Here is a 12,551-nt window from a genome sequence, read left to right as displayed (position 1 = left end):
AATACAGATAAATAATCAATCATTGCGATTGGATGCCGGGCCGCGTGAATGCTATACTGGACATGACCCAAACTATGGAAGGAGAATCAGAGGATGGACCTGAAAAAGGAAACCTCCGGCATCGTTCTGGCCGGCGTCGTCATCGGTATCCTCGCATCCCTGCTGGTGTTCTTCGGCAATCCGGTCAACATGGGCTTCTGCATTGCCTGCTTCCTGCGGGACACCGCCGGAGCCCTTGGCCTCCACTCCGCCGCCCCGGTGCAGTACATCCGCCCCGAGATCATCGGACTGGTGCTGGGCAGCTTTCTGCTGGCCCTGACCCGGAAGGAGCTCTCCGCCCGGGGCGGCAGCGCCCCGCTGACCCGCTTCGTGCTGGGCTTCTTCGTCATGATCGGCTGCCTGATGTTCCTGGGCTGCCCCTTCCGCATGATCCTGCGGCTGGCCGGCGGCGACCTGAACGCCCTGTTCGGCCTGGGCGGCTTCGTCTGCGGCATTCTGGCCGGGGTATTTTTCCTGAACCGGGGATATTCCCTCCGCCGCACCTACCGGCTTCCCGCTCTGGAGGGCCGGCTGTTCCCCGTCCTCCAGGTGGTGCTGCTCCTGCTCCTGGTGGCCGCCCCCTCTCTGCTCCGCTTCACCGAGCCGGGCGGCGGCCCCGGCGCCAAGCACGCGGCGGTCCTCATCAGCCTGGCCGCCGGGCTCGTCGTGGGCGCGCTGGCCCAGCGGACCCGGCTGTGCATGGTGGGCGGCATCCGGGATTTGGTCCTGTTCCGGGAATCCAAGCTGCTGCTGGGTTTCCTGGCCATTCTGGTCAGCGCCCTGGCCTGTAACCTGGTGCTCAACGCCGCCACGCCGGACGCCTACTTCCACCTGGGCTTCACGGGCCAGGCCGTGGCCCACACCGACGGGCTGTGGAACTTCCTGGGAATGCTGCTCGCCGGCTTTGGCTGCGTCCTGCTGGGGGGCTGCCCCCTGCGGCAGCTCGTGCTCTCCGGCGAGGGCAACACCGACAGCGCCGTCACGGTGCTGGGGCTCATGGCGGGAGCCGCCTTCGCCCACAACTTCGGCCTGGCCTCCAGCGGCGAGGGTCCCACCGCCAACGGCAAGCTGGCCGTGGTCATCGGCATCGCCGTGGTGGCCGTCATCGCCTGTTTCAACACCTTCCGAAAAGAAGAATCGTAGAGGAGAGGATCGTTATGAATACGCTGGACGCCCGTGGGCTCTCCTGCCCAGAGCCCGTGGTCATGCTCCGCAAGGCCATGGCCTCCCAGGAGCCCGCCTACCAGATCGTGGTGGACAACCCCACCTCCCGGGAAAACGTGACCCGCTATGCCGAGCACCAGGGCTATCAGGTGGCCTGTGTGGAGCACGACGGAGAGTATACCCTCTCCATCACCAAGTGAGATGACCTATATCGCCACATTCTATTCCCACTTCGGCGCCATCCGGTACAAGCGGCTCTGCGAGAGTTGCCGGATGGCGGCAAAGCTCATGCCGGTGCCCCGGGACCTGAGCAGCAGCTGCGGCACCTGCGTGCGCTACGAGGGTGAGACGGCCTGTCCGGCGGACGTCTGGCCCCAGGAGGTGGAGCAGGTCGTGCAGGCGCTGCCGGAGGGCTACCGCACCTGCTACCGGGCGGAAAACAGCTAAGGAGATGCGAGCATGGAGACCGAGGTAAAACTGACCAAGCTGGCCACCTGCGCCGGCTGCGGCGCCAAGGTGGGGGCCGGGACGCTGGTGCACATGCTGGAGGGCTTCCGGACCCATCAGGACCCTCGCCTGATCGTGGGCTACGACAAGAGCGACGACGCCAGCGTCTACGTTCTGGACGACGAGACCGCCCTGGTGCAGACCACCGACTTCTTCCCCCCCATCGTGGACGACCCGTTCCTCTACGGGCAGATCGCGGCAGCCAACGCCATGAGCGACGTCTACGCCATGGGCGGGGAGCCCAAGCTGGCGCTGAACATCCTGTGCATTCCCGAGCAGATGGAGCCGGGGACCGTGCAGGAGATCCTGCGGGGGGGCTACGACAAAGCCTACGAGGCGGGGGCCATCATCACCGGAGGCCACACCATTCACGGCGCGGAGCCCATCTACGGTCTGGCGGTCTCCGGCTTCGTCCACCCCCAAAAGGTCCTGAAAAACTGCGGCGCCCGCCCCGGCGACGTTCTGCTCCTCACCAAGCCGCTGGGCATTGGTATCCTCACCACAGCCGCCAAGGCCGACCTGGTGGAGCCCCCGGTCCTAAAGCGCATCTACCGGCAGATGGCCACCCTGAACAAGGCCGCCCGTAACATCATGGTCCGCTATCCGGTCCATAGCTGTACCGACGTCACCGGCTTTGCCCTGCTGGGTCACAGCTTTGAAATGGCCCAGGGCAGCGGCTGCTCCATCCATATCCAGACCGACCGGGTACCTTTTCACCCCGAGGCCTATCCCCTGGCGGAGATGGGCTTTATCCCCGCCGGAGCCTACCGCAACCGGGACTACGCCCAGGCCGGGGTGGAGGTGCGCGGCGCCGTCAGCCGAGCCATGCAGGACATTCTGTACGACCCCCAGACCAGCGGCGGACTGCTGATGGCCCTGCCGGAGGCGGACGCCCAGTCCTGTCTGGCCGAGCTGCGGGACATTCTCCCTCAGGCTGCGGCCATCGGCTATGTGACCGAGCACAGGCAGGCGTGGATCTGCCTGGAGTGAGCAGGCGCACCTTGTCTGGAAACGCCCCCTGCCCGCCGCACAGCTTGTGCGGCGGGCAGGGGGCGTTTGTGTTTCAACCGGGCGAAAGGCCTTCCAATTAACCAAAGATCTGAGGCATCATGAGCTTGGGCAGGAAGGTCGCCACAGCCGGGATGTAAGTCGTGATTAGCAGTGTGGGAATCCAAGCGAAGAGGATAAAGATCATGATGGGCGAGAGCATCTTGTTGATCTTGGCTCCGCAGACGCGGCCGCTCAGGTACAGCATGGGCGCAGTGGGCGGCGTAATATTCCCCATGCCCAGATTGACGCCCAGGATGGCGGCAAAATGAACCGGATGGATGCCGATGCCCTGTACGATCGGCAGCAGGATGGGCGTGCACAGCAGGATGCCGCTGGTGTCGTCCATCAACATGCCGATGATGATCATAAAGACATTGACCATCAAAAGAATCAGATACTTATTGTCCGTAATGCTCAGCAGAGCCTCTGCAATCTGAGCAGGCACGTTCTGCATCGTCAGCAGCTTGCTGAAGATCATGACCATGAAGAACATCACCATAATAACACCAGTGGCACAGGCGGATTCCGTCAGTGCCTGATGCAGGCCGTCCCCCTTCAGGCCCTTATAGATGAACATGCCGCAGGGGATGGCATAGGCCACGCTGATGGCGGCGGCTTCGGTAGCCGTCATGATACCGCCATAGATTCCGCCCAGGATGATAACCGGCATAATCAAAGCGGGGATGGCACGTAGTGTGGATCTGGCCGTATTCCTGCCCCAGGTCCGGAAATGCTCCTTAGGCGGCTGTACGATGTCAAATTTTTGGGTCATGACCATGTTGACCAGGCACAGCAGCGCCACCAGGATCAGGCCGGGGACGATGGTGGCTGTGAAACAGGCCAGAACCGAAGTACCACTGGACCAGGCATACAGGACCTGGGCCGAACTGGGCGGGATCAGCAGGCCCAGCGGACAAGCGGCTGCCAGCAGCGCCGCGGTGTAGCCTTTTTCATAGCCCGCACGGGTCAGGCGTGGCTCCATGAGGGCTCCGATGCACGACAGTGTCGCCGAGGCGCTTCCGGAGATGGAACCGAACACCGCGGAGGTAATGACTGCTACCGCACCCAAGCCACTCTTGAATCGGCCCACAAACCGCTCCACCAAGCCGATTAGGGCATCCCCAATGCGGCCTTTCTCCATGACCTTGCCCGCCAGAACAAACAGCGGAATGGCCAGGAGAATGGTAGAATTGATCTGTGTATATCCGCTGGCCAGCAAGGTATTGGGATTAAACCCCAGCGTGTAGGTGATCCAGAGAAATGCCCCACCAAAGGCAAAGGGGATGGGCATTCCGACCACTAGGCAGCCAATCAGGATTATAATGCTGATTGCAATCGAAATCATCAGTCGTTCCCCTCCTCTGCTCTGGAATCCGCCGCTTCGAGCATTGCCTTGGCCTCCGCCTTATTGGGCAGCGTGATAGCAGGATATTTTTCTTTCAGCCGGTCAGATACATAGTCGCCTGGCACAGGCCTGGTATAGTAGCCCTCCCGCAGATAAGTCCTAAGGTTGCGCTGCAGATAATACACATGGTAGAACTCCATCAACAGGAACCCAAAGAATACCGAAGCTTTCGGAATGACCAGGGGGATCTTCAGGGAGGTGGACAAGCCCCATTTGGCGATCTCGCCGGAGAAATACTTGGCGGCCCAGATCAAAACGATTGTATTGACCAGCACGGTAAGCGCCTGGGATATCAGGGCTAAACCATCCTTGCAGCGCATATTCCTGATGTACACATTCAGCAAATCGGCCTTGATGTGGCTGTCCTCATAGCTGCCATAGACAGCTCCCATAAAATACAGCCAGAAGGCAAACAACATGATGATCTCATCCGAACCATACAGGTTGCCCTTAAAGAAATAACGTTTGATCACCGCCCACACCATGACGGCTGTGGAGCAGACACTGCCGATAATCATCAGCCATTTGACCACATGGTGGAGAATCCTCCAAAACAGCGTCTTTTCCAAATCGCAGTGCTCTTTCGCCATTGCCAAGGGGACCGAGGCGGCCGATGCCGTCACCAAAGCGGCTGAGGTGGGTCTGGTTTTTGCTAAGGCCGGCTGTCCCGGGAAATACTATCTGCTGTTCTCCGGCGAGGTGGCCGCCGTCCAGGCCTCTCTGGACGCGGGCTGCACCATCGGCGGGAGTCATGTGGTGGATCAGTGCGTGATCCCCAGGGTCCACCCGCAGGTCGTCCGCGCCATCGGGATGACCAGTCTGCCCGAGGAGTCCGGCGCAGTGGGCGTGATGGAATTTTACAGCGTGACCGCCTCCATCTACGGCGCGGACGCGGCCGTCAAGGCGGCGGACGTGTCCCTTCTGGACGTGCGGCTGGGCACGGGCATCGGCGGAAAGTCCTTCGTGATCCTGGTGGGCGATGTGGCCGCCGTGACCGAGTCCGTCCGCTGCGGCATCCATACGCCCAACGCCGAGGGGATGCTGGTCGCATCGGTGGTCATACCGAACCCCAGCCCGGAGCTGTTCAACCGTCTGCTGTAACAGGGGATGAGTGAAATGCAGGAACACGCGCAGGCCAAAAAGCAGCGCATCATACAGGAGTTTGTGCCCGGCAAGCAGGTCACGCTGGCGCACCTGATCGCCAACCCGGAGCCCGAGCTCTACAAGAAGCTGGGGGTCATCGGGAACAGCTCGGGGGCGCTGGGTATTCTGACCATCACCCCCAGCGAGGGCGCCATCATCGGGGCCGACGTGGCCACCAAGGCCGCCAACGTGGATGTGGTGTTTGTGGACCGTTTCAACGGCTCGCTGGTGATCAACGGCGACGTAGCCAGCGTGGAATCGGCTCTGCGGGATGTGCTGGGCGTGCTGTCCGATGTGCTCGGCTTCACCCTGGCCACCTCCATTACCCGCACATGAAGCGGATCATTTTGGTCGGGCCTACCGCCTCGGGCAAGACCACGCTGTGCCAGCGGCTCAACGGCCTGGAGCAGGTCTATAAAAAGACCCAGGCCATCGAGGTGGTCAACTGCACCATCGACACGCCGGGGGAGTATCTGGAGCATCGCTCCTTCCTCCAGGGGCTGGTGGTTACGTCGGTGGAGGCCGACCTGGTGCTGTTCCTTCAGGACGCCACCGCCCAGCGGTTCCTGTTTTCCCCCGGCCAGGCCGCCGCCTTCCCCATCCCCACGGCCGGGGTGGTGACCAAAGCCGACATTGCCACCGAGGAGCAGTGCCGCCAGGCGGAGGAACTGCTGGCGCTGGCCGGCGCGGACCCCATCTTCCGCGTAAGCTCGCTCCGAGGGGACGGCATGGAGGAATTGCTCCGGTTCCTGGACCCGGGCCGGGGCCAGCCGTGAAGCGGTCCTGGCAGGGGGCGACAGCGGCACTCATCAGCAACGTGATCTTCGGGTTCGGCTTTTGGGGGCGCCCGGGCAAACCCCGAAAGTAAAACTCCCCCGAAAACGTTTGTTTTCGGGGGAGTTTGGAGCTGGTAGCCGGATTCGAACCGGCGACCTACGCATTACGAGTGCGTCGCTCTACCGACTGAGCCATACCAGCATATAAAACTCTGCGTGCAGGGCGAACCCCTGCCGGCCGGCTGCTCTGCCCGAGCCACCGCCGCATACGGGCCGTTCACAGCCCTAGCAGTTAATTAAGATACCACATTTTTTTACTGCCGTCAATAGCCGATCTCAACTCCCTCACCGCTCATCGTTTAAGAAAAGTTTAGATTTGCCTATTTCCCTGTTTAGATTTTTCCTCTATGATAATGTCTACGGAATAAACCGGTTACAATGCCTCTTTCCGCTGGAGCGCCGGATTGCTCCAGCGTAAGGTGCAAGGCTTTGGGCTTTTTTCGTACGCATTATGATCAGGTAGAACGCAGATGCTGGAGGAATGGTCTGTGAAGAGGCGAATTTTTGTCTACCATACGCTCACCGTACTGGCGGCGCTGGTGACGCTGCTGGTGGTCAGCGGCGGTGTCATGGGGTGGGTCACGCACCGTTATCAGGAGTGGTCCCGCTCGGCCATAGACGACCGGGCGGAGCAGGTACAGGCCCTTCTGAGCGGCAGCAGCGGCACGGATTGGGGGCGGCTGGACGCTCAACTGCGCGAGTTGGGCTACCATCTACGGGTGGGCCAAAACGGTCGGGAGCTGTACTCCTCCCTGGACCCCTTCCAGGAGAACGCCTACCAGCGCTTTTCCGCCGACGCGGTCTGGCCCCCCAACGGCACACACACGATCCAGAACGACGGCATCCTGATGATCGGCACGCAGAACGGCCCCTACACAATCGTCGCCATGTCCCGCCCCCATATTCCCGAGGTCTTTGGCCGCCAGCGCCCCCAGTCCGAAGCCGTCATGCTGGCCCTGATCACCAGCGGTCTGACCGCCATCGTCCTGATCGTTCTGCTCAGTCTGCTCTTTACCAACCACCAGGTCAAACAGCTCATGCGCCCCGTCAACGCCCTGGCCGACGCCGCCCAGCGGGTGGAGCGGGGCGACCTGTCCCGTCCGGTGGACTACCACGGCAAGGATGAATTTGCCTCCGTCTGCGCCGCCTTTGACCACATGCAGCGCCATCTGCTGGCCGAACGGGAGAAAAATGCCGCCTACGAGCAGGCCCGGACCGATCTGGTGGCCGGCATCTCCCATGATTTGCGCACGCCGCTGACGTCGGTGAAGGGCTACATCAAGGGTCTGCGGGACGGGGTAGCCAACACGCCGGAGAAGCAGCGGCAGTACCTGGACGTGGCCTACCGCAAGGCCTGCGATATGGACATCCTGCTCCAGCGGCTGTTTTACTTTTCCAAAATGGAGACCGGAAATCTCCCTCTCTTTCCGGAGCGGGCCGACCTGGGCAGCTTCGTGCGCAGGTTTGCCGAGGATGTCCAGGGTGAGCTGGAGGCCAAGGGCGGACATATTCTGGTGCAGGGCGCTCCCACCCCCCACCCCGTCCGCATCGACACCGAGCAGATCTACCGGGTGCTCACCAATCTGACGGACAACGCGCTGCGCTACGCGGGGACCACTCCACTGGAGCTCACCCTGACCATATGGCGGGAGCGGGACACCGAACGTCTGCGCTTTGCCGACAACGGCGCCGGGGTGCCGGAGGAGCAGCTTTCCCACCTCTTTGAGCAGTTCTGGCGGGGAGATCAGGCACGGGGCAGCCGGGGCGGCGAGGGCAGCGGCCTGGGGCTGTATATCGTCAAGTATATCGTGGAGGCGCACGGTGGGACCATCGCCGCCCGGAACGACCATGGGCTGGTGTTCGAAATCGCCCTGCCCTGTGAAGAGGAGGTTTGACCATGAGCAAAATTCTGATCATCGAGGATGACAGCGAGATCGCCATGCTGGAACGGGACTACCTGGAGATCGAGGGCTTCGAGACCACGGTGATCGCCGACGGCGAGGCGGCGGCTGAGGAGGCTCTTCGGGGCGGATACGACCTGCTGCTCCTGGACCTGATGCTGCCGGGCTGCAACGGCTACGACATCTGCCGGCGGGTACGGGACCGGATCGATGTGCCCATCCTGATGGTCACCGCCCGCACCGACTCGGTGGATAAGATCCGGGGGCTGGGACTGGGCGCCGACGACTATATCGCCAAGCCCTTCGATCCGGCTGAGCTGGTGGCCCGGGTGAAATCCCACCTGAGCCGGTACGCCCGTCTCACCGGCGGCGGGGGCGGACAGGCGGAGCAGGACGCCATCACCGTGGGCGATGTGCACATCCTGCCCCGGAGCTGGAAGGTCTACAAGGGCGGACGGGAGCTGAAGATGCCCAACCGGGAGTTCGCTCTGCTGAAATTCCTGGCGGAGAACCCCAACATCGTCTTTTCCAAAGAGCAGCTCTTCGAGACGATCTGGGGCTACGACTATGTGGGGGACAGCGCCACCGTCACCGTCCACGTCGGGCGTATCCGGGAAAAGATCGAGGACGACCCGTCTCACCCCAAGCTCATTGAGACCGTTTGGGGCGCGGGCTACCGGTTGAACCGCTGAACGGAAAAGCCCTCCAGGCGCTGTGCGTCTGGAGGGCTTTTGGGATTGTTTGCAATCTGTTTCGAATTTGTTTTGATTTTCCACCCCCTGTGTTTAGATTCCGTCCGTACAATCAATCAACGTAAATAGCCTGATATGGAAAGGACGGCTGAAGCAATGAAACTCAACCTGGGACAGAATCCGGCACCCACGCAGACCCCCTCCGGCGGCGCCGCGGTCAAGCCAAGCAGAAAAAAGGGACCTGGAAAAAAGCTGGTGGCCTTGGTCTTGGTGTGCGCCATCGCGGGCGGCGGCCTCCGGTTCGCCTTCGGCCGCACCAAGGCTTCCGCCGCACCGTCGGCCAGCAGCGCCTATACCACCGCCGCCGTAGAGCGGCGTAACATCACCGCCTCCATCACCGGCAGCGGCACGCTGGAGGCCGCCAACTCCTACTCAGTCACCACCCTGCTGGAGGGCACCATCCTCACCGCCGAATTTGAAGAGGGCGACCAGGTGGAGGAGGGCACCGTCCTCTACACCATTGACTCCTCCAACGCCTCCAGCTCCCTGGAGAAGGCGGAGATCTCCCTGAATCAGTCCCAGCGCAGCTACAACAACAAGCTCAAAAACCAGGAGGATCTGAACGTCACTGCCACCGCCTCCGGCCGGGTGATCGCTCTGGACGTGGAGGTGGGCGACGACGTGTCGGCGGGCCAGACGGTGGCCACCATCCGCAACTCCGACGTGATGGGCCTCACCGTCCCCTTCCCCGCCGACGACGCCGCCGGCTTCTCCCTGGGCCAGACCGCCTCCGTCACCCTGGACAGCACCTTTGAGACCCTGAACGGCACGGTGAGCAAGATCTCCGCCGTCGACACCGTGCTCAGCGGCAACCGGATCGTGCGCGAGGTGACCATCGACGTGTCCAACCCCGGCGGCATCTCCACCAGCCAGAGCGCCTCCGCCGAGATCGCCGGCGTGGGCAGCAGCTCCGGCGGCACCTTCGCGTACGCGGACGAGGCTGCGGTCACGGCCAAAATCTCCGGCGAGGTGGCCTCCCTCCGCGTCTCCGAGGGAGACTGGGTGGACAAGGACCAGCTTTTGCTCGTCCTGTCCAGCGACACCCTGGCCGATGAGATCCAAAGCGCCTCTGAATCCCTGCGCAGCGCCCAGCTCTCTCTGGAATCCCAGTACGACCAGTTGGCCGACTACACCATCACCTCTCCCATCTCCGGCACCATCATCGACAAGAACTACAAGGCCGGAGAGACCTCCGAGTCCAACCAGGTCCTGTGCTCCATCTACGATCTGTCCTATCTGACCATGACCCTCAGCGTGGATGAGCTGGACATTGCCGACATCGCCGTGGGTCAGACCGTCTCCATCACGGCCGACGCCGTGGACGATCAGACCTACAAGGGCGTGGTCACCAAGGTCAGCGTGGCGGGCACCTCCTCCAGCGGCGTCACGACCTACCCCGTCACCATCCGCATCGACGAGACCGACGGCCTTCTTCCCGGCATGAGCGCCGACGCCACCATCGTTCTGGGAAGCGCCGAGGGCGTGCTGACCATTCCCTCCGCCGCTCTCATGCGGGGCAGCCTGGTGCTGGTCACCGCCGATTCCCCCAGCGCCGCCAACGGCGCCTCCGGTGAGTCGGATGCCTCCGCCAGTCAGCAGGGCGGCGGCTACGTCTCGGTCCAGGTCACCGTCGGCATCCGTGACGACAACTACCTGGAGATCACTTCCGGCCTGCAGGAGGGCGACACAGTGGCCTACATCCCCACCACCTCCTCCGGCAACACCTTCCAGATGGGCATGATGCCCGGCGGAGGCATCCCCGGCGTAGGCGGCATGCCCGGCGGCGGTGGCGGCGGCATGGGCGGCGCGCCGGGAGGGTTCTGATATGAATGCGCTCATCGAATTTCAGGACGTCTGCAAATATTATCATATGGGAGACACCACCGTGGTGGCCGCCGACCACATCTCCTTTCAGATCCGCAAGGGTGAGTTTGTGGCCATCGTGGGCTCCTCCGGCTCCGGCAAGTCCACCTGCATGAACATCATCGGCTGTCTGGACGTCCCCTCTGAGGGGACCTATCTGCTGGACGGCCGGGATGTGGGCCAGATGAACAAAAACAAGCTGGCCGAAATCCGCAACGCGCTTTTGGGCTTCATCTTCCAGCAGTACAACCTGCTGCCCAAGCTGAATCTGTTGGAAAACGTGGAGGTCCCGCTGATATACGCCGGCGTGCCCCGTGCAGAGCGCCGGGAGCGGGCCAGAATCGCCCTGGAGATGGTGGGGCTGGGTGACAAGCTCCAGCACAAGCCCAGCCAGCTCTCCGGCGGCCAGCAGCAGCGGGTGTCCATTGCCCGGGCCCTGGTGGGCGAGCCGGCGGTCATTCTGGCCGACGAGCCTACCGGCGCCCTGGACTCCAAGACGGGCCGCGAGGTCCTCTCCCTCCTCCAGGAGCTCCACGCCGCGGGCAACACCGTGGTCCTGATCACGCATGACAATTCCATCGCCGTCCAGGCTCAGCGCATCATCCGGCTGGAGGACGGCCGGGTGGTCTACGACGGGCCCTCCAACGCGCCCGAGGCGGTCGTCACCCCCAGGGCCGCCGGAACGGGAGGAGGCGCATCGGCTTGAATATCCTGGAATCTCTCTCCCTGGCCGTCAAGAACATCGTCTCCAGCAAGACCCGCACGCTTTTGACCATGCTGGGCATCATCATCGGCGTGGCGGCGGTCATCGTCATCGTGGGCCTGGGCAACGGCCTGGAGGGCTATGTCTCCGACAGCTTTTCCAGCATGGGCACCAACACCCTCACCGTCATGGTCCTGTCCCGGGGCTCCACCCGCACCATGGAGGTGGAGGACGTTTACGGCATCGTGGCCGAAAACAGCCAGTACCTGGATCTCTGCTCCCCCACCGCCAGCCTGTCCGGTTCAGTAAAGGTCGGCGCCGACACCACCAGCTCCTCGGTTACCGGCGTCAGTGAGGATTACTTCTCCATCCAAGGGTATGAGGTCTCCCAGGGCCGCGGCTTGCAGTACAGCGACATCGCCACCCGCACCAAGGTCTGCGTGGTGGGGGCCTACCTGGACCAGGCCTATTTCGGCGGGAACGCCGTGGGCCAGACCCTGCGGGTGGGCGGCCAGAGCCTGACCATCGTGGGCGTTCTTGAGCAGCAGGCCGGCGAACTGGAGGAAGGGGGCGCCGACGACTGCCTCTTCCTCCCCTACTCCACCGCCTCCCGCATCTCCGGGCGCGTCTCCAGCTATGTGGTCACCGTTCCTGACGAGGACTTTCTGTCTGAGAGCAAGGCCGCTCTGGAGGATGCCCTGTACGAGTTCTTCGAGAGCGATGACTTTTACACCGTTACCAGCATGTCCGAGATGCTGGAGACCATGACCAGCATGATTAACCTGCTGGTGCTGGTCCTGGCGGGCATTGCCGCCATTTCTCTGGTGGTGGGTGGCATCGGCATTATGAACATCATGCTGGTCTCCGTCACCGAGCGCACCCGGGAGATTGGCATCCGCAAATCCCTCGGCGCCAAGGAACGGTATATCATGCAGCAGTTCGTGATCGAGGCGGCCTGTACCAGCGCGCTGGGCGGCATCATCGGCATTCTCATCGGCTACGGCCTATCGGCGGCGGCCACCCGCGTGGTCACCAGCCTGATGGAGGCCACCCTCACCGTCTCGCCCAGTGCGGGCGCGGTGGCGCTGGCTTTCGGCATCTCGGTGGGCATCGGCATTCTCTTCGGCTACCTGCCCGCCAAAAAGGCCGCCGCCCTCAACCCCATCGACGCGCTGCACTACGACTGAT

Annotated in this window: 14 protein-coding genes and 1 tRNA gene; 12 read left to right on the top strand and 3 right to left on the bottom strand. The window is 62.8% G+C overall.

Translation table 11 applies throughout. The annotated features are described in order from the left end of the window. Positions 1-93: 93 nt before the first annotated feature. From yedE to selD, 4 genes are read left to right on the top strand one after another with little or no spacing between them, the layout of a single operon-like run. On the top strand, positions 94-1,182 hold the full coding sequence (gene yedE, locus BN2154_RS04465) for a YedE family putative selenium transporter (RefSeq protein WP_050617686.1): 1,089 nt from the start codon (positions 94-96) through the stop codon (positions 1,180-1,182). 14 nt (positions 1,183-1,196) lie between these two features. Beyond that, positions 1,197-1,403 (top strand): sulfurtransferase TusA family protein, encoded by a 207-nt coding sequence (locus tag BN2154_RS04460; RefSeq protein ID WP_050617685.1) that lies wholly within the window; start codon positions 1,197-1,199, stop codon positions 1,401-1,403. Between the two features lies 1 nt (position 1,404). After that, the gene (locus tag BN2154_RS04455; protein WP_050617684.1) at positions 1,405-1,650 is read left to right on the top strand and encodes a putative Se/S carrier protein; all 246 of its coding nucleotides are present in this window, start codon (positions 1,405-1,407) and stop codon (positions 1,648-1,650) included. 12 nt (positions 1,651-1,662) lie between these two features. Continuing rightward, positions 1,663-2,700, top strand: a complete 1,038-nt coding sequence (selD, locus tag BN2154_RS04450) for a selenide, water dikinase SelD (protein ID WP_050617683.1) — start codon at positions 1,663-1,665, stop codon at positions 2,698-2,700. A 97-nt stretch (positions 2,701-2,797) separates the two neighbouring features. Here the strand turns inward: selD and BN2154_RS04445 are convergent, their stop codons facing one another. Together BN2154_RS04445 and BN2154_RS04440 are read right to left on the bottom strand one after the other, a co-directional pair. Then, positions 2,798-4,105 (bottom strand): TRAP transporter large permease, encoded by a 1,308-nt coding sequence (locus tag BN2154_RS04445; protein ID WP_207641540.1) that lies wholly within the window; start codon positions 4,103-4,105, stop codon positions 2,798-2,800. Then, positions 4,105-4,698: a TRAP transporter small permease gene (locus BN2154_RS04440; protein ID WP_242853692.1), complete on the bottom strand. Its 594-nt coding sequence runs from the start codon at positions 4,696-4,698 to the stop codon at positions 4,105-4,107. The genes BN2154_RS04445 and BN2154_RS04440 overlap by 1 nt, the downstream gene beginning before the upstream one ends. Here BN2154_RS04440 and BN2154_RS04435 point away from each other — a divergent pair. Genes BN2154_RS04435 through BN2154_RS04425 form a run of 3 tightly spaced genes read left to right on the top strand, consistent with a single transcriptional unit; the run spans position 4,691 to position 6,084 of the window. Further along, the gene (locus tag BN2154_RS04435) at positions 4,691-5,266 is read left to right on the top strand and encodes a BMC domain-containing protein (RefSeq protein WP_242853691.1); all 576 of its coding nucleotides are present in this window, start codon (positions 4,691-4,693) and stop codon (positions 5,264-5,266) included. The two genes, BN2154_RS04440 and BN2154_RS04435, sit on opposite strands and share 8 nt — an antisense overlap. A 15-nt stretch (positions 5,267-5,281) precedes the next feature. Further along, the gene (locus BN2154_RS04430) at positions 5,282-5,644 is read left to right on the top strand and encodes a BMC domain-containing protein (RefSeq protein ID WP_050617681.1); all 363 of its coding nucleotides are present in this window, start codon (positions 5,282-5,284) and stop codon (positions 5,642-5,644) included. Beyond that, positions 5,641-6,084: a EutP/PduV family microcompartment system protein gene (locus BN2154_RS04425; protein WP_050617680.1), complete on the top strand. Its 444-nt coding sequence runs from the start codon at positions 5,641-5,643 to the stop codon at positions 6,082-6,084. The genes BN2154_RS04430 and BN2154_RS04425 overlap by 4 nt, the downstream gene beginning before the upstream one ends. Positions 6,085-6,210: 126 nt before the next feature. Here the strand turns inward: BN2154_RS04425 and BN2154_RS04420 are convergent. After that, positions 6,211-6,286 (bottom strand) — tRNA-Thr (locus tag BN2154_RS04420). Between the two features lie 346 nt (positions 6,287-6,632). On the opposite strand from BN2154_RS04420, the gene BN2154_RS04415 reads away from it, so the two are divergent. The 5 genes from BN2154_RS04415 (at position 6,633) to BN2154_RS04395 (ending at position 12,550) form a co-directional block, all read left to right on the top strand. Further along, the gene (locus BN2154_RS04415; protein WP_195892309.1) at positions 6,633-8,039 is read left to right on the top strand and encodes a HAMP domain-containing sensor histidine kinase; all 1,407 of its coding nucleotides are present in this window, start codon (positions 6,633-6,635) and stop codon (positions 8,037-8,039) included. A gap of 2 nt (positions 8,040-8,041) precedes the next feature. Continuing rightward, a complete protein-coding gene (locus tag BN2154_RS04410; RefSeq protein WP_050617678.1) occupies positions 8,042-8,737 on the top strand; it encodes a response regulator transcription factor in 696 nt (231 codons plus the stop codon). 156 nt (positions 8,738-8,893) lie between these two features. Beyond that, a complete protein-coding gene (locus tag BN2154_RS04405) occupies positions 8,894-10,621 on the top strand; it encodes an RND family efflux transporter (RefSeq protein WP_050617677.1) in 1,728 nt (575 codons plus the stop codon). Position 10,622: 1 nt separating this feature from the next. Then, entirely contained in the window at positions 10,623-11,366 is a 744-nt protein-coding gene (locus tag BN2154_RS04400) for an ABC transporter ATP-binding protein (RefSeq protein WP_050617676.1), read from the top strand. After that, complete coding sequence (locus BN2154_RS04395) at positions 11,363-12,550, top strand: ABC transporter permease (RefSeq protein WP_050617675.1); 1,188 nt, start codon at positions 11,363-11,365, stop codon at positions 12,548-12,550. The genes BN2154_RS04400 and BN2154_RS04395 overlap by 4 nt, the downstream gene beginning before the upstream one ends. Position 12,551: the final 1 nt, after the last annotated feature.

This window comes from Intestinimonas massiliensis (ex Afouda et al. 2020) (genome assembly GCF_001244995.1).
In the GTDB taxonomy this organism is placed as follows: domain Bacteria; phylum Bacillota; class Clostridia; order Oscillospirales; family Oscillospiraceae; genus Intestinimonas; species Intestinimonas massiliensis.
This window is presented reverse-complemented; position numbering and strand designations above follow the sequence as displayed.

What these genes read in the sequence shown, in the direction of transcription:
- yedE (WP_050617686.1), top strand. Translation starts at nt 94, where the DNA reads ATGGACCTGAAAAAGGAAACCTCCGGCATCGTTCTGGCCGGCGTCGTC.
- BN2154_RS04460 (WP_050617685.1), top strand. Translation starts at nt 1,197, where the DNA reads ATGAATACGCTGGACGCCCGTGGGCTCTCCTGCCCAGAGCCCGTGGTC.
- BN2154_RS04455 (WP_050617684.1), top strand. Translation starts at nt 1,405, where the DNA reads ATGACCTATATCGCCACATTCTATTCCCACTTCGGCGCCATCCGGTAC.
- selD (WP_050617683.1), top strand. Translation starts at nt 1,663, where the DNA reads ATGGAGACCGAGGTAAAACTGACCAAGCTGGCCACCTGCGCCGGCTGC.
- BN2154_RS04445 (WP_207641540.1), bottom strand. Translation starts at nt 4,105, where the DNA reads ATGATTTCGATTGCAATCAGCATTATAATCCTGATTGGCTGCCTAGTG.
- BN2154_RS04430 (WP_050617681.1), top strand. Translation starts at nt 5,282, where the DNA reads ATGCAGGAACACGCGCAGGCCAAAAAGCAGCGCATCATACAGGAGTTT.
- BN2154_RS04425 (WP_050617680.1), top strand. Translation starts at nt 5,641, where the DNA reads ATGAAGCGGATCATTTTGGTCGGGCCTACCGCCTCGGGCAAGACCACG.
- BN2154_RS04410 (WP_050617678.1), top strand. Translation starts at nt 8,042, where the DNA reads ATGAGCAAAATTCTGATCATCGAGGATGACAGCGAGATCGCCATGCTG.
- BN2154_RS04405 (WP_050617677.1), top strand. Translation starts at nt 8,894, where the DNA reads ATGAAACTCAACCTGGGACAGAATCCGGCACCCACGCAGACCCCCTCC.
- BN2154_RS04400 (WP_050617676.1), top strand. Translation starts at nt 10,623, where the DNA reads ATGAATGCGCTCATCGAATTTCAGGACGTCTGCAAATATTATCATATG.